Genomic DNA, 1,849 nt, shown 5'->3' with positions numbered 1-1,849 from the left:
GCTCTACAAGAAGCACCACTGGCTGATGCGCGGCGCGACCTTCTACCAACTGCACCTGGTCCTGGCCAAGCACGCGGGCGAGCAGCTGGAACTAGTCGACACCATCGCCGAACGTGTTCAGTCCCTCGGGGGTGTCGCCGTGGGTGATCCCCGGCACGTAGCGGAGATCACGTCCGTCCCACGGCCTCCGGACGGCGTGGAGGAGGTGCCGGCGATGCTGTCCCGGCTGCTGGAGGCGCACGAAGCCATCCTTGTCGATGCCCACGACGCCGCCGCACGTGCCGCCGAGCTGGGTGACGATGGCACCAATGACCTGCTGGTCTCGCAGGTGATCAGGATCGGCGAGCTCCAGTCCTGGTTCCTGGTCGGACACCTGGTCGACACGCCCCTCGTCCGCTCCTGAACCAAGTGCTGCGCTTCCCCTGGCTGCCTGGCCTGCGAAGCGTCCAGACGCAGCGGTCACACGAAAGAGCACGGCTCAAGAGGCAAGCACTGCCCCCTCGGGCATCAGCGAGCCATGCCACGAAAAATTCACAGAGCAATGGAGAGATCATGACTGTGCAGCCCCAGGTTTTTGGCTTCGACGTGCCGTGGGAGTCCCTCTACGGGTACGCCCAGGCGCTGCGGGCAGGCGAGACTCTGTACATCTCCGGCCAGCTGTCTCACGACGCCGCCGGCACGTTCATCGGCGAGGGGGACTTCGAGCTCCAGGCGCGAACCACACTCGCGAATCTGGACCTGGTGCTCAAGAACTTCGGAGCCACCCGCAACCAGATCGTGGAAACCACTGTGTTGCTCAGGAACTTGCGTGAGAACTTCGACGCAACCGCACGTCTCCACGCGGAGTACTTCGGCAAGCACCGCCCGACGAGCACCGTGCTGGGCGTGTCCGATCTCGCGCTGCCGGACCAGCTCCTCGAGATCGGCGCAGTCGTCCGTCTCGACCTCGAACCCTGAGCACGGGAGGAGCGGCGTCCGGACCATGCTTGTTGTGGTCGGGTAGTCGGAGACCATTACAGGCGGAGCATCTCGCGCAGGACTCGCAAGACGGGGACGAGGCTCGACTCGTCGTCCGCGAGGCGAAGCCGTGCGGGCCCATGCTCTGCCAGTAGGGCATTCCTGATCTCTTCAGGAGTCGCTCCGCCTGTGTCCTGCTCGCACCACCCGTTGGGGCAGGCAGTACATGCACCTTCGGTGCCCCACCACAACTGCCCATGGTCGATGTGCTGGCCAACGTCGAGTATCAGCGCGCCACCGCAGTCGTCGCACCGCGCCGTGACCTTTACTCCTTGAGTGATCACCGGGCTCCTCACCGTCGGGTACCAACAAGCGGATACTCCCGCGAGCCTGCCCGTCAGTCGACCTTGCTGCCGCTGATCTGGCAGATGGGCAGCAGGACAGAGGCATCACGCTGCAAGCGCCGCTGGTGGCAAGGGTTCATAGAAGCTGCGCCATTTGAAGTGGCTGGTCAGGGTGCTGGTGTGATGCCGGTTCGGGATGCTCGTGCTGGTCGTGGGCGGCAGTCTGGGGTGTAGATCGTCCGGCGGGGGTGGGTTTGCGGATTCCCGTCCGTCGTCGCGGGTGCCGTTCCTACGCTCCGGCGCATGATGGATCCCGAGGTGCTGGAGCGGATCGCCGCGCGGCGTGCGGAGTTGGACGGACTCGAAGAGCAGCTGGTCAAGCAGCTATCGGAGGTGCGGGCTGAGCGGGACGAGCTCGCCGTGGCCGAGCGGGTGTGGCAGCGGATGAGCGAGCAGCTCGCCGACGAGCGCGCAGAGGCCGGGTCGCCGGTGGTTCAGGTGGCGGGTCGGGCGGTGCGGTTGGTCCCGGACCGTGGTCCGGGGGTGGC

General features: G+C 66.0%; 3 protein-coding genes. All 3 read left to right on the top strand.

Annotated elements, in window-relative coordinates; genetic code table 11:
- The coding region (locus ACGFU7_RS48010) for a Dps family protein (protein WP_393705122.1) at window positions 1-403 on the top strand (403 nt) is incomplete at its 5' end.
- Between the two features lie 149 nt (window positions 404-552).
- Window positions 553-957: a RidA family protein gene (locus ACGFU7_RS48005; RefSeq protein WP_393705120.1), complete on the top strand. Its 405-nt coding sequence runs from the start codon at window positions 553-555 to the stop codon at window positions 955-957.
- Between the two features lie 647 nt (window positions 958-1,604).
- Window positions 1,605-1,849 (top strand): hypothetical protein (locus ACGFU7_RS48000; RefSeq protein WP_393705119.1); only part of this gene is annotated, 245 nt, incomplete at its 3' end.

It is taken from the genome of Streptomyces sp. NPDC048473, assembly GCF_043200155.1.
Lineage (GTDB): Bacteria > Actinomycetota > Actinomycetes > Streptomycetales > Streptomycetaceae > Streptomyces.
This window is presented reverse-complemented; position numbering and strand designations above follow the sequence as displayed.